Source organism: Sorangium sp. So ce185, from assembly GCF_051526825.1.
In the GTDB taxonomy this organism is placed as follows: Bacteria; Myxococcota_A; Polyangia; order Polyangiales; family Polyangiaceae; genus Sorangium; species Sorangium cellulosum_D.
The window spans coordinates 975,865-1,002,755 of record NZ_CP150316.1; the positions used below are offsets into that span (position 1 = coordinate 975,865).

Here is a 26,891-nt window from a genome sequence, read left to right on the forward strand (position 1 = left end):
TCCTGCCCGCCGGGCGATGAGACGGCGGGCTCCTGCCCGCCGGGCGATGAACCACGACAGGTAAAGCCGGAGGCCCCTCGCCCGCGCGAGGTTCTGCTAGAACGGCGAGCCATGGCGACGACGTACGGCTCCTTCGAGGCGGTCATCGGGCTCGAGGTCCACGCGCAGCTCCTCACCCGCACCAAGGCGTTCTGCGGCTGCGCGACCAGCTTCGGCGACCCGCCGAACACGCACACGTGCCCGGTCTGCCTCGGCCTCCCGGGCGCGCTCCCGGTGCTGAACCGCGAGGCGGTCCGGATGGCGGTGAGCGCCGCGCTCGCGCTCGGCTGCGAGATCCAGGAGAGCAGCATCTTCGCGAGGAAGAACTACTTCTACCCGGACCTCCCGAAGGGCTTTCAGCTCAGCCAGTACGATCGGCCGCTCGCGCTGCGCGGCGCCCTCGAGATCGAGACCGAGGCCGGCAAGCGGCGGGCGGGGATCACGCGCGTCCACATGGAGGAGGACGCCGGCAAGAACCTCCACGGCATCGGCGGCCTGTCGGTCGTCGATCTCAACCGCGCCGGCACGCCGCTCATCGAGATCGTCGGCGAGCCCGACCTCCGCTCGGGCGCCGAGGCCGCCGAGTACCTGAAGCGGCTGCGCGAGATCCTGATGTTCATCGGCGTCAACGACGGCAACCTCGAGCAGGGCAGCTTCCGCTGCGACGCCAACGTCTCGGTCCGCCCGGCCGGGGAGGCGAAGCTCGGCACGCGGACCGAGCTCAAGAACATCAACTCGTTCCGCTTCGTCGCCGAGGCGATCGACCTCGAGATCCGGCGGCAGATCGCGCTCATCGAGCAGGGCGGCCGGGTGCGGCAGCAGACCCGCGGGTACAACGCCGAGAAGAAGGAGACGTACCTGCTCCGCGACAAGGAGAACGAGTCCGGCTACCGCTACTTCCCCGAGCCGGACCTGCCGCCGCTCGTCGTGGACGAGGCGTTCCTCGCCGACGTGCGCGCCGCGCTCCCGGAGCCGCCGGCCGACAAGCGCCGCCGCTTGACCGAGTCGCTCGGGCTGACGCCGTACGCGGCGCAGGTGCTGACCGGCCACCCGCAGATCGCGGCGTTCTTCGAGGAGGCGGCGCGCCTCCACGGCGACGCGGTCAAGGTCGCGAACTTCGTCCAGGGCGAGGTGCTGCGCGACACCCGCACGGCGGGCCTGTCGGCGACGTTCCCGGTCTCCCCGGCGCAGGTGGCCGGGCTGCTCCGCCTCGTGGACGAGGGCGCGATCAGCGGCAAGCAGGCCAAGGAGGTGTACATGGAGATGGCCGGCACCGACCGGGCGCCCGGCGACATCGTCCGCGACAAAGGGATGGCCGTGATGAGCGACGCCGGCGCGATCGAGGCGATCGCCGCCTCGATCATCGCCGCGAACGAGAAGCAGGCGGCGGCGTACCGCGCCGGCAAGACCGCGCTGCTCGGCTTCTTCGTCGGGCAGATCATGAAGAAGACGGGGGGCAGCGCGAACCCGGCCGTCGTGAACGACGTCCTCAAGCGGCTGCTCGAGGGCGCCCCCGCCGCCGGCGCGTGAGGGAGCTGCCGCCGCGGGCGTCGCGCGGGCCTTCGTCCCGCCGGGCGCTCGCCACGAACTTGGCGAGCGGCGGTCTCGCCGCGGTCATCTGCATCCCGTATGCGGTCGCCTGCGGCGCCCGGTCGCGCCGAGGCTTCCTCTCCGTGCAGCTCCGCGCCAAGGATCGCCGCGCCACCTGAACCGCCCGACGACCAGGACACCCGAACCATGGTCAGCGCTCTTCCCCTCGACGCCCTCCGCTTTCCGCTCCGCACCGCCGGCTTCGTCGGCCTCACCTTCGGCATGTACGGCCTGCTGGAGATCGACACCGCGCTCTCCAGCGACGCCGATCGCGAGGTGGTCCTCCATACATGGATGCGCCGTTACGGGCGCGCGCTCCTGAAGTTGTACGGCCTCGACGTGCGCGCCGGGGGTCTCGTCCAGGCGGAGCCCACGCGCGGCCCCGCCGGCGGCGCGGCCGACCCGGCCGTGGCGAGCGGGGCGTACTACCCCGGGCGCGATCCGCGGGGAATCGGGCGGCTTTTCGTGATGAACCACCGCTCCGCGCTCGACATCATGGTCACGCTCGCGTTCTTCGAGGCGACCGTCGTGAGCCGCGCCGACCTCGCCGGCTGGCCGGTCATCGGCATGGCGGCGCGCCGCGTCGGAACGCTCTTCGTCGACCGATCGAGCAAGCGCAGCGGCTCCGCGGTCGTGCATGCGATGTGCACCGCGCTCAAGAGCGGCCGTGGTGTGATGGTTTACCCCGAGGGGACCACGTTCGCCGGGGATGAGGTGCGGCCGTTCCGCGCGGGCGGCTTCACCGCGGCCTGCCGCGTCGGCGCCGAGATCGTCCCTGTCGGGCTCGCGTACGGCGGCGCGGAATCGTCCTACGCCGACGAGTCGTTCGCGGCGCACATGGCCCGGGTAAGCCGTACGCGACGTATCCCCGCGGCGATCGAGGTCGGCGCGCCCATCGCCACGGCAGGCCAGGACGTCGGCGCGGTCCGCGACGAGTCGCATCGGGCCGTCCAGGCGCTCGTCCACCGCGCCCGCGCGCGGCTCGGCGCCGACGTATAGGCGCCTGGCCCCGGTCCTGCGCCGCTGGCTTCTGCGATCGGCCCTCGCTACGATGCGGGCCGCCGGCGACCATCATGGAGCGTGAAGGCCACCCCACCGAGACCGCCATGGCGTGGCAGGTCCTCAAGCAGCCCCGCGGCGGGGCGATCCATAATGAGCTGATGTTCCTGGCGGACGCGAGCGAGCAGCTCACCGGATCGCTAGATCCGCACACGATCCTGGAGCGTCTCGCGCGTCTGTCGGTCCCCTTCCTCGCGGACTGGTGCACGGTCGATCTGATCGAGCGCGGCGCCGCCGACGCGATGGGCCTGGTCAGCTCCGTGCCGCCGCCGCCGCCGTCGCCGGTCTCCGAGGCCGACGGGCCGCCGTTCGCGCCGGGGGTGAGCGCGCTCGACGTCACGCCCGCGCCGGGGATCTACGCGCAGCGCCGCCAGCGCGCCGCGGCCGAGGCGGCGGGCGAAGGGCGCGCGGGGCAGGCGGGCGCGCCGAAGAACCGGTTCTGCCGGGTCGCGGCCAAGCACGTGAACCCCGAGCGCGAGGGGCTCCTCCGCGCGATCTCGCCCGACGCCGAGGAGCGCCTCGGCATCGCCAAGGTGCTGCACAGCGGCGAGTCCGAGCTCCTGCACGAGCTCGACGGCGAGCGGGGCGAGGAGGCCGCCGAGCGCGCCGCCGCGCTGGAGCAGCTCGGCACGCGCTCGGCCATGGCGGTGCCGCTCATCGCGCGCGGCCGCAAGCTCGGCGTGCTCTCGTTCGGCGTCTCCGAGTCGAACCGCATCTACTCCGCGGACGACCTCGTGCTCGCGGCAGAGCTCGCGCACCGCGTGGCGCTGGCGCTCGACAACGCCTACCTCTACCGGAAGGCCGAGGAGGCGCGCCAGTCCGCGGAGCGGAGCGCGGACCGCGCCGCCTGGCTCTTCGCGGTCACGGCCGCGCTGTCCGACGCGATCACGCCGCCCGCGGTGCTCCGCGTGCTCGCGAGCGACGTCGTCGCGGCCGCCGGCGCGGTGACGGGCATGGTGGCGCTGCGCGCCGGGCTCGGCGGCGAGCTCGAGACGGTGCGCTCGACGGGGTACCTGGAGGCGCAGATCGCGCGCTTCAAGACGTTCGAGCTGAGCGCGGAGCTGCCGCTCGCGCGGGCGGTCCGCGAGCGGCAGCCGATCTTCCTCGAGTCGGACGAGCGCTTCGTCGAGTTCGAGCCGGGCTTCGTGTCCTGCTGCGCCGCCACGGGCGAGCGCGCGTACGCCGCGATCCCGCTCTTCCTCGAGGGGCGCGTGCTCGGCGCCGTGGGCTTCGGCTTCTCGGCGCCGCAGTCGTTCTCCGAGGACGACCGGGCGTTCATGCTCGCGCTGGTCCAGCAGAGCGCGCAGGCGCTCGAGCGGGCGCGCCTCTCCGCGCTGCAGACGGAGGAGGCGATGCACCTCTCGCACGAGGTGCTCAAGCAGATGCCCGAGGCGATCCTCGTGACCGACGTCGAGGGCAACATCCGGTACTGGATGGGCGAGGCCGAGTCGATCTTCGGCTACCTCTCCGAGGAGATCGTCGGCAAGAGCATGGCGCTCCTGCACCGCGACGACGTCCGCGACGAGACCACGCGGAGGATCCTCCAGCAGATCGAGGACGCGCGCACCTTCGTCGGCGAGGTCCCGTGCGTGCGGCGCGACGGCTCCGAGGTGCCGATCGAGGTGACGGCGTACGCGGTGCACGACCAGGAGGGCCGCCCGCTGTTCCTGGTCGGCATCCACCGCGACATCACCGATCGGAAGCGGTCCGAGGAGGAGCGCGCGCGGCTCATCCGGGTGCAGGCGGCGCGCGCCGAGGCCGAGGAGGCGGCGCGGCGCTTCGCCTTCCTGGCGGAGCTCAGCACGGCGCTCGCCGCGTCGCTCGACTTCACGGCCACGCTCCAGTCGCTCGCGCGGCTCGCCCTCCCGGTGCTCGCCGATTTCTGCCTGGTGGACATCGACGACGGCCTCGGCCTGCGCCACGTCGCGGTCGCGCACGTGAGCCCGCTGAAGGAGCCGCTCCTCCGGTACTTCCACCCGAGCCGCGTCGACGGCGAGCCGGGCCCGGTGGCGCGCGTGCTGCGCACGGGCCGGTCGGAGCTCTACGCCGACGTGCGCGGGGACGTGCTGCTGCACGACGCGATGACGAGCGAGGAGGCGGCGGCGAACCGGGCGCTCGCGCCGCTCTCGTACCTCGTGGTGGCGCTCCGGGCGCGCGGGCGGATCCTCGGCGCGATCTCGCTCGTGTCGTCGGAGTCCGGCCGGTTCTTCGAGCGGTCCGACGTCGCCTTCGCCGAGGAGGTCGCGCACCGCGCCGCGCTCGCGCTCGACAACGCGCGGCTGTACCGCGAGGTGCAGGACGCGAACCGGCTGAAGGACGAGTTCCTCGGGACGGTGTCGCACGAGCTGCGCACGCCGCTCAACGCGATCCTCGGCTGGGCGCGGATGATGCAAGCGGGCTCGCTCGATCGGGTGGCGGAGACGCGGGCCCTGTCGGCGATCGAGCGCAATGCCGAGCACCAGGTGACGCTCATCGACGAGCTGCTCGACGCGTCGCAGGTCGTGACGGGCACGCTGAAGATCGAGCGGCTCGCGGTGGAGCTGACGCTGCCGGTGCAGACGGCGGTCGAGTCGATCCTCCCCTCGGCCGCCGGCAAGGGCGTGGCGATCGAGACCAGGCTCGACCCCGAGGGCGTGTTCGTGGAGGGCGATCCGGCGCGGCTCCAGCAGGTCGTGTGGCACCTCCTGTCGAACGCGGTGAAGTTCGCGCGGCCCGGGGGGCTGGTCCAGGTGCAGCTCTCGCAGGACGAGCGCAACGCCGAGATCAGGGTGAGCGACGACGGGGAGGGCATCTCGGCGGACTCGCTGCCGCACGTCTTCGAGCGGTTCCGGCAGGAGGACAACAGCGGCGCGCGCCGCCACGGCGGCCTCGGCCTGGGGCTGTCGATCGTGCGGCACGTCGTGGGGCTGCACGGCGGCACGGTGCGCATCACGAGCGCCGGCCCCGGGCGCGGGACGACGTGCACGGTGCAGCTGCCGCTGTCGACGGGCGCCACGGCGACGGCGCTGACGAGCGCCGGCATCGCGCCCGACCCGCGCAACCCGTTCCCGCGGCTCTCGGGCGTGCGCGTGCTCATCGCGGACGACGATCCCGACACGCTCGCGATGCTGACGTCGGTGCTGCGGCGCTGCGGGGCCGAGGTCAGCACGGCGACGTCGAGCGCCGAGGCGCTCAAGCTGCTGGAGACGTCGGAGCCGGCGCTGCTCGTCGTCGACATCGGGATGCCGGGCGAAGACGGGTACTCGCTGATCCGGAAGGTGCGCGACCTCCTGCCGCGCAAGGTGGGGCGGACGCCGGCGCTGGCGCTGACGCCGTACGCGCGGACCGAGGACCGGGTGCGGGCGCTCGCGGCCGGCTACCAGATGCACGTGCCCAAGCCGATCGAGCCGATCGAGCTGGCGGCGGCGGTGAAGAGCCTGGCGACCGGGCTCCTGCCGTGGTCACGAGACGAGTGACCCGGGGAGTCCAGGCCCGCGGCTGCTGAGCGGAAGGGCGGGCTCCCCGGGAGCGACGCCGCGTCACCCCCAGGTCGCGCGCGAGCCGCGCCTCGCTGTGCTCGATCTGCTCGGCGGGCGCCGCGGGACCGGCGCCGGTGGTGACGCGACCTCGCTCGCTGAGGGGACGGGCGACCCATGCCCAGCGCGCCGCGCCGTCGCGCCCGGGCCATGGACCATGCGTTGCACACCTCGCAGCCGACGGCCTGTGCAATGGTCGCGGCGCGGAGCATGCCTATGCGGATCCTCGGAAAAACGGCGCTCGCGGCAATCCTGGGCGCCTCGCTCCCGCTCTCCGCCGCGGCGAGGGCCGCGGCGCCCACCGGCGCGGCGCCCGGGTCCTCGTCCTCCGGGAGCTGGTCTCACGGCTCCAAGGATCTCTTCGGCGCCGCGTACGAGAGCTACGATGATGACCTGAAGGTCTCGGCGCGCTCCGATACGGCCCCGATTAGCAACGTGTGGTTCACGGGAGCGAGCGGCGTCCTGACCGAGGTGTACTGGCCGACGAACGACACCCCGCAAACACGGGACAGCCAGCTCCTGGTCACGGGCGGCGGTCGAGGCCTCTTCGAGGAGCGGCGAGACGCGCGGCGGAGCATCTCCTGGATCGAGGAGGGCGTACCGGCCTTCCGGGTGATCTCGGAAGACCCGGGCGGCAGGTTCAGGATCGAAAAGACGATCTTCGCCGATCCCGATCGCGACGTGGTCCTTCAGCGGCTGAAGATCACCCGGAAGGTCCGGGGGCTCAGGTTCTTCGTCCTTCACAACCCCGGCGCGGGGAACACGCCGCTCGGCGACAGCGCCATGGCGAGCACCGGAGATGCGCCGGGCGCCGGGTTGTTCGCCTGGCAAGGCCCCTTTGCGCAGGCCCTCGTGGCCTCCGTCCCATGGCGCGACGCCACGGCCGGCTTTTCAGGGACCGCGAGCGATGGCTATCGGGACCTGACGGAGCATCGCACGCTGACCGCGCATTACCGCGACGCGCGGGACGGGGACGTCGTGCTCACCGGGGAGCTGGAGCTCCCGCTCTCCCCCGGGGCCACCGAGCTCACGCTGGCGCTCGGGTTCGGGCGCGACATCGACGAGGCCTACCGCGCCGCCCGGGCGTCGCTCCGCGCGGGGCCCGGCGCCCTCCTCGACAGGTACCGCGCCCAGTGGCGCGCCTATCAGGCGTCCCTCCGCCCGCTCGGGAGCGCTTCGCCCGGCCTCGCGCGCCTTTACCGCAGCTCCGTGGCGGTCATGAAGTCCCTGGAGGACCGGGCGCATCCAGGGGCCTTCATCGCGTCGCCGTCCGTGCCCTGGGGCGACGTCACGCTCGACCGGGCGAGCGCGATCTCGCCGCGGACCTCGGACAGGATCACGGGCGGTTATCACCTCGTGTGGCCGCGCGATCTCGTCCAGATCGCGCTCGCGTTGCTCGCCGCCGGCGACGCGCGCTCCCCCCTCGCGGCGACGCGGTTTTTGAGCGGTATCCAGCTCTCCGCGTCCGACGGCGCCTGGGATTTCGGATCACTCCATGTATCGAAGGAGGGGTCATTTTACCAGAACACCTGGTCCGACGGAGCGCCGTACTGGAAAGGCCTTGAGCTCGATCAGGTCGCGCAGCCGATCGACCTCTGTTATCACGTCCATCAAGAGCAGCTCGTCGCGGCCGACGCATGCTGGGACCTCGTGCGCCGCGCCGCCGACTTCCTCGTGGCCTTCGGTCCCTGGACCCCGCTCGATCGATGGGAGGAGGTGTCGGGCATCTCGCCGTCGACCCTGGCCTTCCTCTGCGCCGCCCTCGTCCACGCGGCGGAGATCGCCGGCGCGACGGGCCACCCCGACCGTCAGATCCGATACAGAGAGACCGCCGAGCGGTGGGCCAGGCAGGTCGACGGCTGGACGTTCACGACCCGAGGGAGCATCGGCAAGGGGCGGTATTACGAGCGCGTCGACGGGGCCGGTGGCCCGGACGCGCCGAGGGATCCGAACGACGATCGAGGCTACGTCTTGCGAGGGCGCTTCTGGCTGGAGCGCGACGTCGTCGATTGCGGCTTCCTCAGGCTCGTCGCGCTCGGCGTGCGCCCGGCGCTCGCGGCGGACATCGTCGATTCGGTGGCGGCCTGCGACGCCGCGCTGCGCGTCGATATCCCGGGGCTCGGCCCAGGGTTCCGCCGCTACGTCGGCGATGCGTATGGCTTCGATCCGCGCACGGGAGAGCGGACGCGAGGCATGTTGTGGCCGATCCTCACGGGCGAGAGGGCCGAGTACGAGCTCGCGCGGGCGCTCGAGGCGTCCGGCTCCTCGGCGGCGGCGCGGAAGCGGATGCGGCCCTACCTCGACGCGATGGCGCGCTTCGCGAGCGCGACCCAGATGCTGCCGGAGCAGGTCTTCGATCGCGGGCCTCGCGCCGGCCAGCCGACCGGCGCGGCGGCGCCCCTCGGGTGGGCGCACGCCGAGTTCGTCACGGCCCTGCGCGAGCACGAGGACGGGAGGCTCTTCCGCCTGCCGATCCGCGTCACCGGAGGGCGCACGGGCGCCCGACGGCGATGAGCCCCGGCTTCCTCCGCCCGAGCAGCCCCACCGCGGCGAGCGCCACGGCGGCCGCGCCCGCCGCCTGGAGCCACCGGCCGCGCCGCTGCCGCCGCCGCTCCGCCGCGAGCCGCGCGAGACGCTGACTGCCCGCCCAGAGGAGCGCCGCCACGCCCGCCGGCGCCGCCGCGAGCGCCGCCGCCTTCGCGCGCGGCATCACGTACACCTCCTCGGGCCCGGGCAGGTAGGCGCGCTCGGGGTAATCGCCCGCCGGCCCCTCGGGGCCGTGCAGCGTCGCCATGCGCACGACCTCGGCCAGGTGCAGCGCCCTCCGGTCGGTCGTCTGCTGGATCTGCTCGCGGCAGCTGAAGCCGTCGGCCACGACGAGCGCGTCCTTCGGCGCCGACCGGACCGCGGGCAGCAGCGCGCGCTCGCCGCACCGGATCGAGACGTCGTACTTGTCGCCTTCCTCGAACCCGAAGGCGCCCGCCATCCCGCAGCAGCCCGAGTCGAGGATCTCGGCGTCGAGCCCCATGCCGCGGAGCACGTCGCGCTCGCCGTCCATGCCCAGGATCGCCTTGTGGTGGCAGTGGCCGTGCACCACGGCCCGCCGGTCGAGCCTCGGCAGCTCGCGCCCGCGCGGGCCGAGCACGAGCCGGCCGGGATCGCCGTCCGCCGCCCCCTTCAGGAAGTCGCCGAACATGTGCGTCTGCTGCCGGAGCTTCGACGCCACCGGGTCGTCGGGGAAGAGCCCGTTGAGCTCGTCGTGGAAGACCGAGACGCAGCTCGGCTCGAGGCCGACCACCGGCACGCCGCGCTCGATCGGGTCGCGCAGCGCGCTCATCACGTCGCGCAGCAGGCGACGGGCCGTCGTGAGGAAGCCGAAATCGTAGAGCGGCCGGCCGCAGCAGAGCTCCTGTTCCGGGATGATCACCTCGTAGCCCGCCCACTCGAGCACCTCGGTCGCGGCGATCGCCGTGTCCGGGAAGAAGTGATCGTTGAACGTGTCCGGCCACAGCAGCACCTGGGGCGCGCCGGCGTTGCGCCGCGGTCGGCCGTGGAACCACTGCCGGAACGACGTCCGCGCGAACGGCGGGATGCTCCGCTCGGGCGCGATGCCGGCGAGCTTCTTGGCGATCGCGGCGAGGGCCGGCGTCTGCGTCACGAGGTTCGCGAGCCCCGGCGCGCGCTGCGCGAGGCGCGCCCACCAGTGGATGAGCCCCATCGCATATGCGGCGCGCGGCCGCAGCCGACCCGCGTAGTGGTGCGACAGGAACTCCGCCTTGTAGGTGGCCATATCGACGTGGACCGGGCACTCGCCCTTGCACCCTTTGCAGGCGAGGCACAGGTCGAGCGACTCGCGCACCTCGCGGTCGCGGAAGCCGCGGAGCTCGCTCCCCTCCAGCATCTCGAAGAGCAGGCGCGCCCGCCCGCGCGTCGTGTGCTCCTCCTCGTGCGTCACCCTGTAGCTCGGGCACATCGTGCCGCCGTCGTGGCGGCGACACCTGCCGACGCCCACGCAGCGCAGGGTTGCGCGCGTGAAGTCGCCGTCGTCGTCCGGGAAGCGGAAGTGCGTCTCCACGGCGGCGGAGCGGAAGCCGGCGCCGAGGCGGAGGTTCTCGTCGACGCGGTACGGGTCGACGACCTTGCCCGGGTTCATGCGAAAGTCCGGGTCCCAGGCGGCCTTGAAGCGCCGGAACGCCTCGATGAGCTCCTCGCCGTACATCTTCGGCAAGTACTGCGCGCGCGCCTGGCCGTCGCCGTGCTCGCCGGAGAACGAGCCGCCGTAGCGGACCACGAGGTCGGTCGCCTCGTCGAGGAAGCGCTTCCAATTGCGGATGCCCTCGGCCGTGACCACGTCGAAGTCCACGCGACAGTGCACGCACGCCTGCCCGAAGTGGCCGTAGAGCGCGGGCTGATAGCCGTGGCGATCGAAGAGCGCGCGCAGGTCGCGCAGGTAGCCGCCCAGGTTGTCCGGGTGCACGGCCGAGTCCTCCCAGCCGGGCCACGTGTCGGGCTCCCCCGGGACGCGCGAGGTCGCCCCGAGCCCGGATCTGCGCACGTCCCAGAGCGCGCGCTCCTGCTCGGGGTCGTCGTACAGCTTCATCGTCGGCGGGTTCGGCCCGCGCGCGAGGGCGCTCATGGTGTCGAGCGCCCGCGCGTCGGCCTCCTCCCGGCTGCCGCCCCCGAACTCGACGAGCAAGAAGCCGCGGCCCTCCGGGAGATAGCGCAGGTAACGCTCGTGGAGCCCCTTCTTGTGCATGTCCTCGATGAGCCGGTCGTCGATCCCCTCGAGCGCGATCGGCCCGAGGCGCATCACCTCGGGGACGTGATCGCCCGCGGAGAACACGTCCGGGTAGCCGAGCACGAGGAGCGTGCGGAACCTGGGCCAGTCGACGAGGCGCAGGGTGGCCTCGAGCACGGTGACGCACGTCCCCTCGGTGCCGACCAGGGCGCGCGCCACGTGGAAGCCGTTCTCCGGCAGCAGCTCGTCGAGGTTGTAGCCGGACACGCGGCGCGGGATGCGCGGGTAGCGGGCGCGGATGAGATCCGCGTACCGGTCGCGGATGGCCCGCAGCTCGGCGTACAGCCGACCGCGCCGGCCCCCCTCGCGGACGATGGCGTCGAGCTCCTCCTCGCTCGTCGGCCCCACGCGCAGCCGCAGGCCGTCGTAGGTCAGCACCTCGAGCTCGTGCACGTTGTCGGCGGTGCGCCCGCCGAGGACCGAGTGCGTGCCGCAGGAGTTGTTGCCGATCATCCCGCCGAGCGTGCAGTACTCGTGGGTCGAGGGATCCGGCGCGAACGTGAGGTCGAGCTCGTTCGCGGCGTCGCGCAGGGTGTCGAGCACGGTGCCCGGCAGCACCCGGGCGCGCTTGCTCGCCCCGTCGAGCGAGAGGACGCCGCGCATGTACTTCGAGAAATCGAGGACGACGGCGACGTTGCACGTCTGCCCGGCGAGGCTCGTGCCGCCCCCGCGCGCGAGGATGGGCGCGCCGTGGCGGCGGCACGCGGCCACGGCGGCGATCACGTCGTCCTTGTGGCGCGGCACGACGACGCCGATGGGCAGCTGCCGGTAGTTCGACCCGTCGGTCGCGTAGAGCGCGCGGTCGCCCGCGGTGAAGCGGACCTCGCCCTCGACCGCGCGCGAGAGCTCGTCGGCGAGCGCCTCCACCTCGGGCCCGGCCGCGGGCGCGAGCCGCACGCGCCGCTCGCCGGGCAGGCGGATCACGCCGCGGTCGATCTCGCGCTGGACGGGCTCGGAGGGCCTGTCCTCCGCCGCCGCGCGCTCCCCCTGCTGCTCGATGTGCTGCATGATTCCCCCCTTCACACCGCGAAGCGCTCGGCGTCGGCGCGCCGGAGCGACAGCCCCATCCCGGGGCGCCCCAGATCCGGCGCGAGCGCGCCGCCCGCGGGCGCCGCCGCGCCCTCGAAGAGCATCCGCTCGATGCGGGCGTGATCGTGAAAGAACTCGAGGTGCGCGAGCCGCTGGACCGCGCACGCCGGGTGCAGGTGCAACGACGGCGCGCAGTGGCCCGACAGGTCGAGCGAGCGCGCCTCGCACAGCGCCGCCGCGGCGAGGAAGCCGGTGATCCCGCAGCGGCTCGCGTCCGCCTGCAGGACGTCCACGGCGCCGGCGTCGAGCATGCGGCGGAAATAGACGAGGTCGTAGCCGTACTCGCCCGCCGCGACGTCCATGCCGGCGGGCGCCCGGTCGCGCAGGAGCCGCAGCCCGTCGAGATCGTCCGAGCTCACGGGCTCCTCGAACCAGCGGACGCCCTCGCCGGCGTACCGCTCGGCGAAGGCGAGCGCCTGCTTGCGCGCGTAGGCGCCGTTCGCGTCGACGAACAGCGCGGCGTCCGGGCCGACGGCGCGGCGCGCCGCGCGCACGCGCGCGAGGTCGGCCGCGGGGTCGCGCCCCACCTTCATCTTCACGCGCGGGATGCCCGCGGCGACCCAGCCGCCGAGCTGCTCGGCGAGCTCGACCTCGGTGTACGAGGTGAACCCGCCGCTGCCGTAGATCGGCACGCGGTCGCGCGCCACGCCGAGCAGCGTCGCGAGCGGCAGCGCGAGCAGGCGGGCCTTCAGGTCCCAGAGCGCCGCGTCGACGGCGGCGATGGCCATCTGCGCGATCCCGGGCCGGCCGAGGTTGCGGATGCTGCGCACCATCGCGGCCCACGCGCCCGGCACCGCCATCGCGTCGCGCCCGCGCACGACGCCGGCGAGCTTGTCGGCCACGAGCCGCGCCGCCGCGACGTCGGCATAGGTGTAGCCGAGCCCGCGCTCGCCGCCGGCGGACGCGTGCACGACGACCAGCGTCGTCTCGCGCCACTCGAGCGTGCCGTCGGACTCCGGCCGGTCGGTCGGGATGGTGTACGCGGCCACCTCGACCCGCTCGACCGGGGCCGACGCGGGGTGCCTCTCGCCGGCCATGATCACCCCCGGTGCGGGATCCAGCTCTCGATCATGTCCCGGTACGCCTGGCGGATGATCCCGCGCGCGCCCGGGTCGCCCCGCAGCAGCGCCGTCGTGAGCATCCTCGCCTGCTTCACCGTGATGTGCGGCGGCAGCGGCGGGACCTCCGGGTCGGTGACCGCCTCGACCACCACCGGCCGGTCGACCCGGAACGCCTCGTCCCAGGTGCGCGCGACCTGGTCCGGGCGGTCGATCCGCACGCCCGAGAGCCCGAGCGCCTCGGCGTAGGCCGCGTACGGGAAGTCCGGCAGCGCCTGGGACGCCTCGAGCTTGGGGTCGCCGCTCATCACGCGGAGCTCCCAGGTGACCTGGTTGAGGTCGCGGTTGTTGAGCACCAGCACGACGAGGCGCGGGTCCTTCCACTCGCGCCAGTACTTCGCGACGGTGATGAGCGTGTTGATGCCGTTCATCTGCATCGCGCCGTCGCCGACCAGCGCGACGACCGGGCGGTCGGGGTAGGCGAACTTGGCCGCGACCGCATACGGCATCCCGGGCCCCATCGTCGCCAGCGTCCCCGAGAGCGAGGCCATCATGCCCTCCCGGATCTTGATGTCGCGCGCGTACCAGTTGGCCGACGAGCCGGAGTCGGCGGTCAGGATGCACCGGTCGGGCAGCCTGGGCGACAGCTCCCAGTAGACGCGCTGTGGGTTCAGCGGATTGGCGTCGTTCATCGCCCGCGCCTCGAGCACCTTCCACCAGTCGGCGACGCTCTCCTCGAGCCGGCGCCGCCACGAGCGGTCGGTCTTGAGCTTGAGGTAGGGGATGAGCGCCCGCAGCGTCTCGGCGCTGTCGCCGATCAGGTTGACCTCCATCGGGTAGCGCAGGCCGAGCATCCGGCCGTCGATGTCGATCTGGACGCCGCGCGCCTGGCCCTCCTCCGGCAGGAACTCCGGGTAGGGGAAGCTCGAGCCGACCATGAAGAGGGTGTCGCAATTCGCCATCATCTCCCAGCTCGGCTTGGTGCCGAGCAGGCCGATCGCGCCGGTGACCCAGGGCAGGTCGTCGGGGAGCGCCGCCTTGCCGAGCAGCGCCTTGGCCACGCCGCACCCGAGGATCTCGGCGACGCGCGCGACCTCCGGCGCGGCCCCGAGGGCGCCCTGGCCGATGAGCATGGCGACGCGCTTGCCGGCGTTGAGCACGTCGGCCGCGCGCCGCAGATCCTCCTCCTTCGGCAGCACGCGCGGCGAGCTGTAGCCGAGGCCGGTGTGCACGGTGCCGTGCTTGTGCGGGGGCTCCTCCACGGCGTCCATCTCCTGGACGTCCTTCGGGACGATGACGCACGTGACGGTGCGCTCCGCCCGCGCGATGCGCATCGCGCGGTCGATGAGGTGCCGGATCTGCGCGGGCGAGGACGCCATCTGCACGTATTCGTGCGCGACGTCCTTGAAGAGCGAGACGAGATCGACCTCCTGCTGGTAGTGCCCGCCGAGCGCGGCGCGGTCCTGCTGGCCGACGATGGCCACGACCGGCTGGTGGTCCAGCTTCGCGTCGTAGAGCCCGTTCAGGAGGTGGATCGCGCCCGGCCCCGAGGTCGCCAGGCAGACGCCCACCTCGCCGGCGAACTTCGCGTGAGCGCACGCCATGAACGCGCCCATCTCCTCGTGCCGCACCTGGATGAACCGCAGGTCCGGAACGCGGTGGAACGCGCCCACGATGCCGTTGATGCCGTCGCCTGGGTAGGCGTACACGCGCCGGACACCCCACGCGACGAGGCGCCTCAGCAGGAACTCGCCGACGGTCTGCGCCATGAGTCTTCCCCCTCGAGCCCGGAACGTGAGCTCGACCCTGCGAGGCGTGCGAACTCCGTGCCGCCTCGCCGCGCTGCGCGCTGCGTGCCGCGGCTGCGCGTGCGGACGGGCGCTGCGCGTGCGGCGCCGCCGAGCGGCCGCGCGCGTGCAGCGCGCGCGCCGCGGAGGGGCCCGCGCGCCGCGCCCCGGCGCGCGGCGCCGACGCGGAGAGCGCGTCACGCGGCCGGGAGCACGGCGAGATCGACCAGGATCCGTCGGAGCTCCTCGACCCGCTCTTTCTCGAGCGGCTGCAGCGGGGCCCGGAGCGGCCCGACCCGAGTGCCCATCAGCTCGAGGGCCGCCGAGATGGCGCGCGGCAGGCCGTGCGCGACGATGAACTGAAGGAAAGGCAGCTGGCGGTAAAAGCATCTCCGGGCGGCGTCGAGGTCGCCGCGCGTCACCGCGTCGTAGAGCTCGACGGTGAGGCGCGGGATCACGTGCGGGGCCGCCGTGCACCAGCCGCGGGCCCCGGCCACGAACGCGGCGAGCGCGAGCGGATTGCTACCGTTGTAGAAGGCCACCTGGTCGCCGCAGAGCTGCACGAGCCGATGCATCCGGTTCACGTCCCCGGTGCTCTCCTTCACCATCGTGACGTTCGGGATGCGCAGCAGCCGCGCGATGGTGTCGGGGCTCAGGTCGATGCCGCCCGTCGCCGGGTTGTTGTACACGGCGATGGGGATGGATACGGCCTTCGCGACGGCCTCGAAGTGCGCCACGATCTCCTTGTCCGAGAGCTTCCAGTAGCTCATCGGGATGATCATCACCGCGGTGGCGCCCGCCCGCTCCGCGTACTTCGCGTGGCGCACGGTCCGCTCGGTGGTGAGGCTCGACACGCCGACAAGGGTAGGCGCCCGGCCGGCCACCCGTTTGACGACGAGATCGGTGACGGCCTCGCGCTCCTCGTCCGAGAGGTACGGCAGCACCCCGGTGCTGCCCAGCGGCGCGATCGCGTGCACGCCCGCGGCGAGCATGTCGTCGACGATGCGCCCGAGGAGCTGCTCATCGACGCGCCCGGCCTCGGTGAACGGCGTGATGGGGTAAGCGACGATCCCACGGAGAGGGGATGTCATCGCGCGCCTCCTTCCGCCTCGTGGTGCTTGTCGAAGAGCAGGTCGGCCCGGCCTGGCACCTCCTCGCGCAGCGCGACCCCGCCCATGTTCTGCAGCGCCGGCGCGTTCTCGCAGGCGAGGTAGCGCGCCCGCCCCTCTCCGGTGTTGACGTGGTTGTGCCAGGCCCACACCGGGACGTAGATCGCGTCCCCCTGCTTCCAGTCGACGCGCTTCCCGCCCACGTACGAGTAACCCTCTCCCTCAAGGACGTAGAGGATGGTCTCGTAGGTATGCCGGTGCCGATTCGAGGATTGCCCCGGCTCGAGCCAGCCGATGGTCACGCTGATCGCGTGTGACGGGAGATCCACGAAGAAGACCGGGTGCTTCCTCGCCCTCGAGTAGGCGTCGCGATGCCCGTCCGACTCGACCGCGGGGTGCGCGAGCCTCTCGGGCATCACCACGCGGGGCCGCGGCGGCGTCTTGTCGAAGTCTGCTGAATGGAACCGTTCGCCCATATCTGCTCCTTGTCGGCGCGAAGAGCGCCTTGCGCAGGAGCAGGAATAGCGCGATGCTGGACCCATGGGAGGCTCCAGAACCAACATATCGACGGGTCCAGCTGGTCGGCCCTGGCGCTTCGACCTGGCGCTCGACGGCGGCGCGTCCGTGCCGCGCCAAACCCAGCTGAGCCGCGCGATCGTCCAGGAGATTCAGCGCGGGCGGCTCCTGCCCGGGGCGACGCTCCCGGGCAGCCGGACGCTCGCGGCCCAGCTCAAGGTCAACAGGAAGGTCGTCGTCGCCGCCGTGGGCGAGCTGGTGGCCCAAGGGTGGCTCGAGGCGCTCCCCGCCCGCGGCACCCGGGTGGCGCTCAACCTGCCGACGCTCGCCGTCGCCGACGCCGAGGGCCGCCGCTCCGTCGGGGCGGCGCCCGCCCAGCGGCGCGCCGCCGTGATCGCGGTGAGCGACGGAGTCCCGGACGCCCGCATCGCGCCCGTGGACCAGCTCGCCCGCGCCCAGCGGCGCGCCCTCCGAGCGCTGACCCGGACGGGCCTCGGCTACGGCGACGCCGCGGGCGATCCCGTGCTCAGGGATGTCCTTGCGGGCTTCGTCAACCACGCTCGCGGCCTCTCGTGCTCCTCGGAGGAGGTCGTCCTGACGCGCGGCAGCCAGGGCGCGCTGAGCCTGTTCGCGCTGGCGATGCTGGAGCCCGGGGAGGTCGTCGCCGTCGAGCACCCCGGCTACGCGCCGGCGTGGCGCGCCTTCCGGCTCGCCCGGGCCGAGGTCGTCCATGTGCCCGTCGACGCCGAGGGCCTCCGCACGGACGAGCTGGAGGCGCACGCCAAGCGGCTCAAGGGGCGCCTCAAGGCCGTGTACGTGACACCGCACCACCAGTACCCCACGACCGTGGCGATGTCCGCGGAGCGCCGGATGCACCTGCGGCGAATCTGCGAGACTTACCATCTCTACATCGTGGAGGACGACTACGACTACGAGTACCACTTCGAGGGCGCGCCGCTCTTGCCCCTCTCCGCGACCAAGGACCTCTCGTCGCGCTGCGTCTACATCGCTTCGCTGTCGAAGCTCATCGCCCCCGCCCTGCGGCTCGGATACATCATCGCGGACAAGTCCGTGGTCGCGCGATTGAGCTCGGTCCGTGAGCTGCTCGATCGTCAGGGAGACGTCGTCCTCGAGCGCGCCGTGGCGGAGCTCATCGAGGACGGCGAGGTCCAGCGCCACGCGCGGCGCGCCCGGCAGCTCTACCGCGAGCGCCGTGACCACCTGCTGGAGCAGCTCGCGTCGCGGCCGCCCCTCTGCGCCGCGCTCGCGTGCGATCCGCCCGGCGGGGGGCTGGCGCTCTGGCTGCGCCTTCGCGGCGTGACCTCGGAAGAGCTGGCCCGACGCGCGCACGCGCGCGACCTGACCCTCACGCCGGGGTCTGCGCACGTCGCCGACGGGTCGTTGCCCGCGTTTCGCTTCGGCTTCGCGGCGCACACCACCGAGGAGCTGTCGGCGATCTGCGACACGCTGGAGGCGTGCCTCAAGCCCGACGCCGGCGCGAAGCGCCGATGAGCCGCGCGCGGGCGCGCGCGGCGCGCTCCATCTAGACCTCATGCAATCGCAGCTCCTGGCCGGCGGAGCGACGCCGGCGACCGCCCACCTGCGACGGGGCTGAGGCGCATGCAGGGCGAGATCCATTCTCCCCCACACGCCGCACTCCTTCCCGACACGCACGCACAGCGATCCGCGCCAATGCCGTGGCGCTCCGCGCCCTCGACTCGACCCCCTTCGCCGCGCGGCGTCGGCCGCCCGCGCGCGTCGGTCGTGATCAGGGATAGCCATTGATTCGAAAATGCTGTTAGCCTGAAAGCGTCGTCCGCCATCACCCCGGATCCCACGAACGGGAGGGAGAAATCATGCAATCGAATGTCAAGCTCGCGCGCTTCCATGCGCGCCTCGCCGTCGCTGCGGCCGCTTCCCTGGGCACGCTCGCGACGAGCGATCTCGCGCGCGGCGCGCCGTCGTACACCCTCTTCGAGAGCGGCCAGGTCCGCCCCCTCGCCATGTCGCCCGACGGCAACTTGCTCCTCGCGCTCAACACGCCAGACGGCCGCCTCGAGGTCTTCCGGGCCCACCAGGGCGGCCTCTCCCATCGCGCGTCGATCCCGGTGGGCGTCGAGCCGGTCGCGGTCGCCGCCCGGACCAACGACGAGGTGTGGGTCGTCAATCACCTCTCCGATAGCGTGAGCGTCGTCGAGCTCGACCCCGGGGGCACCGGCGGGCGCGTGGTGCGCACGCTGCTCGTCGGCGACGAGCCGCGCGATATCGTCTTTGCGGGGCCGGGGCGGCGCCGCGCCTTCATCACCACGGCGCATCGCGGCCAGAACGTCCCCTTCGACCCGCAGCTCACGACGCCCGGCATCGGCCGCGCCGACGTGTGGGTCTTCGACGCGAACCACCTCGGCGCGTCGCTCGGCGGCGACCCGCTCACCATCGTCACCCTGTTCACCGACACCCCGAGGGCGCTCGTCGCGACGCCGGACGGCAAGCGCGTCTACGCGGCGGGCTTCCATTCAGGCAACCGGACGACCGTCGTCAACGAGCAGGTCATCCCCGACGGCTTCGGGCCCGGCGGGACGCTCGGCCCGGCGACCAACGCGCAAGGCTTCCAGGCGCCGGAGGTCTCCCTCATCGTCCAGCACGACGGCGCGCACTGGAAGGACGAGGCCGGGCGCGACTGGGACGACGTCATCAAGCTCTCGCTGCCCGACAAGGACGTGTTCGCGATCGACGCGATGGCGAGCCCGCCAAAGCAGGTCAGCGGCCCCGCCGGCTTCTTCACCGGCGTCGGCACCATCCTGTTCAACATGGCGGTGAACCCCGTGAACGGGAAGGTCTACGTCTCGAACACCGAGGCGCTCAACCTGCAGCGCTTCGAGGGGCCCGGCATCTTCGCCGGCAGCAGCCTGCGCGGGCACCTCCACGAGAGCCGGATCACCGTCCTCGGGGGCGGCTCGGTCGCGCCGCGGCACCTGAACAAGCACATCGACTACGCGAGCTGCTGCGCGCCGGCGCCCAACGCGGAGAGCAAGAAGAGCCTCGCCCAGCCCACGGGCATGGCCGTCTCCCCCGACGGCGAGACGCTCTATGTGGCGGCGCTGGGCTCGAGCAAGGTCGGCGTCTTCAGCACGGAAGAGCTGGAGGACGACACGTTCGTCCCCGACGCGAAGAGCCACATCCCGGTGAGCGGCGGCGGCCCGACGGGGCTCGTGCTCGACCACGCGCGGCGCCAGCTCTACGTGATGACGCGGTTCGACAACGGCATCTCGATCCTCGACACCAAGAAGCGCAAGGAGGTGGCGCACGTCACGATGTTCACCCCCGAGCCGCCCGCCATCGTGAACGGCCGGCGTTTCCTCTACGACGCGGCGTTCTCCTCGAGCCACGGCGACTCGTCGTGCGCGAGCTGCCATATCTTCGGCGATTTCGACAGCCTGGCGTGGGACCTCGGCAATCCGGACGCCCCGGTGGAGCCGAACCCGGGTCCGTTCGGGAACATCACGAATTTCTTCACCGGCGAGCCGATGCCGACCGACTTCCACCCCATGAAGGGCCCGATGACGACGCAGAGCCTGCGCGGCATGGCCAACCACGGGCCCATGCACTGGCGCGGCGATCGGACGGGCGGCACCCCCGACGCGCCCTCCGCGCAGCCCGACACCGGCACGTTCGACGAGCGCGCGGCCTTCAAGAAGTTCCGGCCCTCCTTCACGGACCTGCTCGGGCGGCACGAGCTCATCCCGGAGGCCGACATGGAGGCCTTCACCGATTTCATCCTCAAGGTGACCTACCCGCCGAACCCCGTCCGGAACCTCGACAACTCGCTGACCCCCGCCCAGCAGCAAGCCGAGGATTTCTTCAACAACGTCGTCGTCGACATCACCGAGCGGTGCGGCGACTGCCACGCCGTCGACCCCGCCGCAAACCCGGAGTCCGACGCCCCGGGGTTCTTCGGCACGACGGCGTTCACGACCTTCGAGTTCCAGCCGATGGTGCTCAAAATCCCGCACCTGCGCAACGCTTACCAGAAGGTGGGGATGTTCGGCGCGGAGCTCCCGCTCTCGAACACCTTCGACGAGTTCCCGTTCATGGGAGACCAGGTGCGGGGGTTCGGCTACATCCACGACGGGACGTTCGATACGATCTTCAGGTTCCTCCGGGTCTCGGATTTCTCGGATGAGTTCGTGACGCCGTTCGCCGAGAACCCGACCGGTATCCCGGTCACGCCGGAGGGCGACGCGCTCCGCCGCGGGCTCGAGTCGCTCATCCTCGCGTTCCCGACCAACATGGCGCCCATCGTGGGCCAGCAGATCACGCTGACCCGCCACAACGCGCTCGTCGCGGCGCCGCGCATCCACCTGCTGCGCTCGCGCGCCGACGCCGGCGAGTGCGACCTCGTCGCGAGGACAACCCTGCTCGGCCGATCGCTCGGCTATCATTACCTGGGCGGCGGCTACTTCTCCGCCAATCGCAGCGCCGCCCCGCCGCTCAGCGAACCGCTGCTCCGGTATCTGGCCGTCGTGACCGGCCGGGAGCTGACGTATACCTGCATGCCGCCCGGCTCCGGAGAGCGCGCCGGGATCGACCGCGATCTCGACGGCTTCCTCGACGGCGACGAAGAAGACGCCGGCAGCGATCCCGCCGATCCCTCGGACACGCCCTGACCCGCGCGGGGACGCGCACATCGTCGCCTGTCGCCGCCTACCGGCCCATCACCCGCGCCGCCGGAGGCTCCGGCCCATCTCCTGAGTCGCTGCGCATACCTCGATGCGACGGAGATCGACCACGTCCGTGACGTAAGCGTGGCCACCGACGGCCGTCCTGCGATAGAAGGCAGGCTCATCTGGAGAGTCGCGCCATGCAGCCGTTCCTGGACTCGCAAGCCCCCCCTGCCGGCACCTTGCTGGCCGCACCGATGGACATGCCGCGCTTCCTCGCCGCGGCGGTGCGCCTGTCCCTGTCGCTCGCGGAGCTGCACAAGGACGGCTCGATCCATGGACGGCTGTCGCCTCGCAGCCTGCTCGTCGGGGAGGGCGGCGACCCGCTCCGCATCGCCGCCCCTCCGGCCGGCGCTCCCGAGCGAGAGCAGCTCGTGGCCTACGTGCTCGCCCAGCCGGAGCTATTTCCGTACATATCGCCCGAGATCACCGGGCGGATCAACCGGCCGATCGATCACCGCGCCGACCTGTATTCGCTGGGGGCCCTCTTCTACGAGATGATCTCGGGCGCGCCGCCTTTTCAGGCCAACGACCTGCTCGAGTGGACCCATTGCCACGTCGCCCGGCGGCCACGCCCGCTCACGGAGGTGGCGCCGGCGACACCGCCTCTCGTGTCCGAGATCGTCTTGAAGCTCCTGGCCAAGATGCCCGACGAGCGTTACAGGACGGCGCGCGGGCTCGCGCACGATCTCGAGCGGTGCGCCGCCGCCCTGCGCGAGGCGGGCGACGTCGCGCCGTTCGCGCTCGGCGCGCGCGACACGCCGGATCGGTTCCAGATCCCGAGGACCCTCCTCGGGCGTGATCGCGAGATCGCCGCGCTGACAGGCGCGTTCGAGCACGTCGTCTCGACGGGAACGCCGGCGCTCGCGCTGGTCACCGGCCCCTCGGGGATCGGCAAATCATCGCTCGTGCGCGAGCTGCTCCACCACGTCGTGAGGGCCCACGGGGCGTTCGCTTCCGGCAAGTTCGACCAGTACAAGCGGGGTATCCCGTATTCCACGTTCACGCAGGCGTTCGGAGAGCTCGTCCGCCGCCTCCTGACCGAGAGCGAGGCTCGCCTCGACGCGTGGAGGGCGCGCTTGCTCGAGGCGCTCGGCCGACACGGTCAGCTCATCATCGACGTCATCCCGCGGGTCGAGCTCATCCTCGGGCCACAGCCGCCCGTGGAGCGGCTGCCGATGAGCGAGGCGGAGAACCGCTTCGTCAGGACGTTCCAGCAGTTCGTCGGCGTCTTCGCCGCCCCCGATCACCCGTTCGTCCTGTTCCTGGACGACCTGCAGTGGGCGGACGCCGCCAGCCTCCGGCTGCTGCGGCGCCTGCTCGATCCGGCGCCGTCGCGCCCCCTGCTCATCCTCGGCGCCTACCGCGACGGCGAGGTCGGCCGCTCGCATCCCCTGACGGCGATCGTGGAGGAGCTGACCGCCGCGGGCGCGTCGGTGCGCCGCGTCCCCCTGGGGCCGCTCACCGCCGTCGACGTGCGCGCGCTGGTGGCGGCCACGCTCTCCTGCGATCCGGAGGCCGCCGAGCCCCTCGCCGAGCGCGTGCACCTCGCGTCGGGCGGCAACCCGTTCCTCTCGGCGCAGGCGCTCACCGCGCTGCACAAGCGCGGGCTCGTGCGGTTCGACGGCGGCGAGGGCGCGTGGCGGTGGGATCTCGCCGAGATCGACGCAGAGGGGCAGCTCGGCGGCGCCGCGGACCTGTCGGAGAGCGCGCTCGAGCGGCTGTCGAACGAGGCGAGGGCAGCGCTGCGGCTCGGCGCGTGCATTGGCGACGAGCTCGAGATCGCGACGCTGGCGCTGCTCGCCGGGGGGCCGGAGGAGGCGCTCCGCGAGCACCTCCGGGAGGCGGCCCGGGAGGAGCTCGTGACGCTCGGACAGCGCACGTGCGCGTTCGTGCACGATCGGGTGAGGCAGGCGGCCTACGCGCTGATCCCCGAGGAGATGCGCGCGGCGGAGCACCTCCGCATCGGGCGGCTCCTTCTCTCGGCGGAGGCGCCCGGACAGAGCGTCTTCGCCGTCGCCAGCCAGATGAACCTGGGCGCGGCCCTGATCCGCGAGCGGGGGGAGCGGGCGCGGGTCGCCGCGCTGAACCTCGACGCGGGGCGAAAGGCCAAGTCTTCCGCCGCCTACCGGCCGGCCGCGGACTACCTCGCCGCCGGGATTGCCATGCTCGCCGAGGATTGCTGGGAGACGCAGCACGAGCTCGCCTTCGCCCTGCACCTCGAGCGTGCGGAGTGCGCGCAGCAGAACGGCGACCTCGACGAGGCGGAGCGGCTCTGCGCCCTGCTCCTCTCGCACGCGAAGACGCTCCTGCACAAGGCGCCCGTTTATCGGGTGAAGATCGAGATCTGCACGAGCCGGTTCAGCCCCGACACGATGCCTTGCATCCTCGAGTGCCTGAGCGCCTTTGGCGTGGGCGTGCCCGAGCGCCCGAGCGACGCCGACGTCCAGGCCGCGTTCGACAAGGTGTGGCGCGCGCTCGGGGATCGCCCCGTCGCGTCGCTGATCGAGCTGCCGCCGATGGCCGACCCGGAGAGCCAGGCGGTGATGAGCACGCTGGCCGTGACCTACGTCGCGACGTGGTTCATGGACGAGAACGTCGCGCACCTGACGGCCAGCTGGATGGTGCACCTCAGCATGACGCGCGGCAATGCGGACGCGTCGGCGCTCGCGTACGGCGGCTTCGGGATGTCGCTCGTGCAGCGGTTCGGCGACTACAAGAACGCGGTTCGCTTCAGCGAGCTCGCCTACGATTTCGCCGAGCGCCGCGGATCGATCTATTTCCTGGGCGTCGCTGCGGATCTCCACGGGGTCATGATCTCGCCCTGGGTCCGCCCGTTGCCGGTGAGCCTCGAGGTCATCCGGAGGGGCCTTGGCGCGGCCGTCGAGTCCGGAAACCTCATCTTCTCGGCCTTCCTCGCCCTCGGCACGGTGACGCACGGCCTCGCGCGAGGGGAGCCGCTGGAGGAGCTCTATCGCGCGAGCGAGGCGCGGATGGAGACCGTGCGAGCGGCGAACTTCGCCATGGCCGAGCGCTGCCTCGTCGTCCTCCAGCGCTTCATCAAGAACATGATGGGCCAGACGAGCGGCCCGCTGACGTTCAGCGGCGACGGCTTCGACGAGGCGGAGTTCGTGGAGCGGCTCGCCGACGGGAGCTCGCCGCTCGCGGCGCTCTGGTATCATGTCGCGCGGCTCCAGGCCCGCTTCCTCGTCGGCGAGCTGGACGAGGCTTCCCGGGCCGCGGCGGCGGCGCAGGAGATGTACTGGGCGAGCGTGCTCCAGATCCTGGTGCCGGATTATCACTGCTATGCCGCCCTCACCCTCGCGGCGAGCCCCGCCGATCCCGAGGACCCGCGGAGGAGGCGCGAGGCCCTCGCGACGCACGAGGCGCGCCTCCGCGGCTTCGCGGAGAATTGCCCCGAGAACTTCGCGCACAAACACGCGCTGATCCAGGCCGAGATCGCCAGGATCGAGGACCGCGCGCTCGACGCGATGGGGCTTTACGAGCGCGCCATCGGCGCGGCCCGGGAGGGCGGCTTCGTGCACGACGAGGGCCTCTGCGCGGAGATCGCCGCGCGCTTTTACATGGCCCGCGGGGCCACGACCGCGGGGCTCGGCTACCTCGGCGTGGCGCGGTCGTGTTACGCCCGCTGGGGCGCGGCGCTCCTCGTCGATCGGCTCGATGCGCGGTACCCGGAGCTGCGTCAGGCGGCGATCGGCGCGCCCCAGCGCGCCGCGGGCGATCGCAGCCGGCAGCTGGACACGCTCGCCGTCGTCAGGGCGCTTCAGGCTATCTCCAGCGAGATCGTCCTCGACAAGCTCCTCTCGAACCTGCTCCGCGTCGTCATCGAGCACGCGGCGGCGGAGCGCTGCCGCCTGCTCCTCGTCCAGGATGGCCAGTTCACGCTGCTCGCGAGCGCCTGCGCCGAGCAGCCGGTAAAGATCCAGCGCCTCGCGGCGGGGGGCTCGCTGCCCGCGGGCTGCGTGCCGATGTCCATCGTCAGCTACGTGAAGCGGACGGGAGAGCACGTGATCCTGGACGACGCGTCCGAGGGCGGCCATTTCGCGACCGACGAGTACGTCGCGCGCCGCCGGACCAAGTCGGCGTGCTGCGTGCCGATCACGAGGCAGAAGGCGCTGACGGGCATCCTTTATCTGGAGAACGATCTCACGAGCGGCGCGTTCAAGGCGGACCGGCTCGCGCTGCTGGATCTCGTGGCGAAGCAGGCGGCCATCTCCGTGGAGAACGCGCTCCTTTACGAGGGGCTCGCCCGCGAGAACGGCGAGCGGAAGCGGGTGGAGGAGGAGCTGCGCGAGCAGCTCGAGATCGTCGTGCGCCAGGAGGACGCGATACGGGCGCTGTCGACGCCGATCATCGAGGTGTGGGACGGCGTCGTGACGATGCCGATCTTCGGGGCCATCGACGGGCAGCGCGCGGCGCAGATCATGGATGTGCTGCTCACGACGATCACGCGCAAGCGGTGCAGGTTCGCGATCCTGGATCTCACGGGCGTCGAGGTCGTCGACACGGTCACGGCGCACCATGTGATCTCGGTGATCCGCGCGGTCGAGCTGCTGGGCGCCCGAGGCATGGTGGTCGGGCTCCGGGCCGAGGTGGCTCAGACGATCGTGTCGGCCGGCGTGGATCTCACGCGCATCAAGACGCTCGGGAACCTGCGGCAGGCGCTCCAGGTCTGCATGCGGGCGTCGAGGCGCTGAGGCGCCGGGGCGGCTGGCGGCCAGAGCCGCTTCTCCGCCGTGGAGGAGGCAGCGGCGACAGGGGCTACGCCCGTCCGCCAGCGAGCGCTCGATGCACATGACGCTCGGCCCGGATGATGCATTGTGGTGCTGGCCGACCGGCGGCCGCTGGCCACGTTGGACGAGGTCCCGTCGCCAACACAGGAATCGCAAGATGAACACGACAGCAAATCCGCAGGGGATGCTCCAGGATGAATCCAGGGATGTGCTCGTCGACGTCTGGGAGGAGCACCTCCGCGGCGAGTTTGTCGCCAAAGATCCTGAGATCACGCTGAAGACGATGGTCGAGGACGCCTATGTCAATCACGTCCCTGTGCTGACCGGAGGGAAGGGGCGGGATGAGCTGAGGGAGTTCTACTCCAGGCGCTTCATCCCGCAGATGCCTCTGGACACGGAGATGATCCCTGTGTCGCGGACCCTCGGCGAAGACCGGCTGGTTGAAGAGATGGTCTTCAGGTTCACCCATACGATCGAGATGGATTGGATGCTGCCCGGCATCGCCCCGACGGGGAGGCGGGTCGAGGTGCCCTTGGTCGCCATCGTGCAGTTTCGGGAGGGCAAGCTCGCCCATGAGCATATCTACTGGGATCAGGCGAGCGTGCTCGTCCAGATCGGGCTGCTCGAACCCGGCGCGTTGCCGGTCGTGGGCGTGGAGAGCGCTCGCAAGATCCTTGATCCGAGCTTGCCATCGAGCTCGCTGATGGACCGCGCCGAGCAAGGCCGGTAAGGATCGATCCGTAGCGTCGACGTCTCGATGTGCAGGCGGCCGTGCGGGTCGAGGGCTGGGGCGATCGGCGGCGCGATCGGGCCAGCCCCGAACTCGGGCGGGTGCAGGCTCGTCGGGGACGCTGCTCAC

The 26,891-nt window shown here is 72.1% G+C and carries 13 protein-coding genes; 8 read left to right on the plus strand and 5 right to left on the minus strand.

Going from position 1 to position 26,891, the window contains the following annotated elements:
- The first annotated feature begins 111 nt into the window (after nucleotides 1-111).
- From gatB to WMF26_RS03780, 4 genes are all read left to right on the plus strand, one after another.
- On the plus strand, nucleotides 112-1,569 hold the full coding sequence (gene gatB / locus WMF26_RS03765) for an Asp-tRNA(Asn)/Glu-tRNA(Gln) amidotransferase subunit GatB (protein ID WP_061623963.1): 1,458 nt from the start codon (nucleotides 112-114) through the stop codon (nucleotides 1,567-1,569).
- 207 nt (nucleotides 1,570-1,776) lie between these two features.
- Complete coding sequence (locus WMF26_RS03770; protein WP_437999168.1) at nucleotides 1,777-2,628, plus strand: lysophospholipid acyltransferase family protein; 852 nt, start codon at nucleotides 1,777-1,779, stop codon at nucleotides 2,626-2,628.
- 74 nt (nucleotides 2,629-2,702) lie between these two features.
- The gene (locus tag WMF26_RS03775; RefSeq protein WP_437999169.1) at nucleotides 2,703-6,143 is read left to right on the plus strand and encodes a GAF domain-containing protein; all 3,441 of its coding nucleotides are present in this window, start codon (nucleotides 2,703-2,705) and stop codon (nucleotides 6,141-6,143) included.
- 270 nt (nucleotides 6,144-6,413) lie between these two features.
- Nucleotides 6,414-8,717: a glycoside hydrolase family 15 protein gene (locus tag WMF26_RS03780; protein WP_437999170.1), complete on the plus strand. Its 2,304-nt coding sequence runs from the start codon at nucleotides 6,414-6,416 to the stop codon at nucleotides 8,715-8,717.
- Here WMF26_RS03780 and WMF26_RS03785 read toward each other — a convergent pair.
- From WMF26_RS03785 to WMF26_RS03805, 5 genes are all read right to left on the minus strand, one after another.
- Nucleotides 8,683-12,009 carry an FAD-binding and (Fe-S)-binding domain-containing protein gene (locus WMF26_RS03785; RefSeq protein WP_437999171.1) on the minus strand — a complete coding sequence of 1,109 codons (3,327 nt, stop codon included), beginning with the start codon at nucleotides 12,007-12,009 and terminating at the stop codon, nucleotides 8,683-8,685. The two genes, WMF26_RS03780 and WMF26_RS03785, sit on opposite strands and share 35 nt — an antisense overlap.
- An 11-nt stretch (nucleotides 12,010-12,020) precedes the next feature.
- Complete coding sequence (locus WMF26_RS03790) at nucleotides 12,021-13,127, minus strand: enolase C-terminal domain-like protein (protein ID WP_437999172.1); 1,107 nt, start codon at nucleotides 13,125-13,127, stop codon at nucleotides 12,021-12,023.
- Nucleotides 13,128-13,129: 2 nt separating this feature from the next.
- A complete protein-coding gene (locus tag WMF26_RS03795; RefSeq protein WP_437999173.1) occupies nucleotides 13,130-14,917 on the minus strand; it encodes a thiamine pyrophosphate-requiring protein in 1,788 nt (595 codons plus the stop codon).
- 215 nt (nucleotides 14,918-15,132) lie between these two features.
- Nucleotides 15,133-16,026 carry a dihydrodipicolinate synthase family protein gene (locus tag WMF26_RS03800; protein WP_437999174.1) on the minus strand — a complete coding sequence of 298 codons (894 nt, stop codon included), beginning with the start codon at nucleotides 16,024-16,026 and terminating at the stop codon, nucleotides 15,133-15,135.
- Entirely contained in the window at nucleotides 16,023-16,520 is a 498-nt protein-coding gene (locus tag WMF26_RS03805; RefSeq protein ID WP_061628827.1) for a cupin domain-containing protein, read from the minus strand. The genes WMF26_RS03800 and WMF26_RS03805 overlap by 4 nt, the downstream gene beginning before the upstream one ends.
- A gap of 64 nt (nucleotides 16,521-16,584) precedes the next feature.
- Here WMF26_RS03805 and WMF26_RS03810 point away from each other — a divergent pair, with 64 nt between their 5' ends.
- From WMF26_RS03810 to WMF26_RS03825, 4 genes are all read left to right on the plus strand, one after another.
- Nucleotides 16,585-18,072, plus strand: coding sequence for a PLP-dependent aminotransferase family protein (locus WMF26_RS03810; RefSeq protein ID WP_437999175.1), 1,488 nt, complete (start codon nucleotides 16,585-16,587; stop codon nucleotides 18,070-18,072).
- 344 nt (nucleotides 18,073-18,416) lie between these two features.
- Nucleotides 18,417-21,224: a YncE family protein gene (locus WMF26_RS03815; protein WP_437999176.1), complete on the plus strand. Its 2,808-nt coding sequence runs from the start codon at nucleotides 18,417-18,419 to the stop codon at nucleotides 21,222-21,224.
- Nucleotides 21,225-21,418: 194 nt separating this feature from the next.
- Nucleotides 21,419-25,996, plus strand: a complete 4,578-nt coding sequence (locus WMF26_RS03820) for an AAA family ATPase (RefSeq protein ID WP_437999177.1) — start codon at nucleotides 21,419-21,421, stop codon at nucleotides 25,994-25,996.
- A 193-nt stretch (nucleotides 25,997-26,189) separates the two neighbouring features.
- On the plus strand, nucleotides 26,190-26,762 hold the full coding sequence (locus WMF26_RS03825; RefSeq protein ID WP_437999178.1) for an ester cyclase: 573 nt from the start codon (nucleotides 26,190-26,192) through the stop codon (nucleotides 26,760-26,762).
- The last annotated feature ends 129 nt before the right edge of the window (nucleotides 26,763-26,891 follow it).